At 50.2% G+C, this 233-nt stretch carries 1 pseudogene; it reads left to right on the top strand.

The window, feature by feature from the left end:
* Positions 1–233, top strand: a pseudogene (locus AAEZ00_RS22220) (DODA-type extradiol aromatic ring-opening family dioxygenase); the annotation flags it as partial.

Below are 233 nucleotides of genomic sequence, written 5' to 3'. Positions count from 1 at the left end.
CGGCTCTCCTATGATGGCTGTTGAAAACAGCAAAACATCTCGATTTTTACAACAATTAGGCCAGCAGCGGCCTGCACCTAGAGCTATTGTGGTGTTTTCTGCCCACCTCGATGTCGCTGACGATGTGGTGATAACCGCCGGGGCGCAACCTGAAACCGTTCATGATTTCTATCGTTTTCCTGATGAACTGTATCAAATTCACTACCCTGCGCCAGGAGAGCCTGTACTGGCTC

The sequence above is a fragment of the Shewanella sp. S1-49-MNA-CIBAN-0167 genome, from assembly GCF_040310145.1.
In the GTDB taxonomy this organism is placed as follows: Bacteria; Pseudomonadota; Gammaproteobacteria; order Enterobacterales; family Shewanellaceae; genus Shewanella; species Shewanella psychromarinicola.
This window is presented reverse-complemented; position numbering and strand designations above follow the sequence as displayed.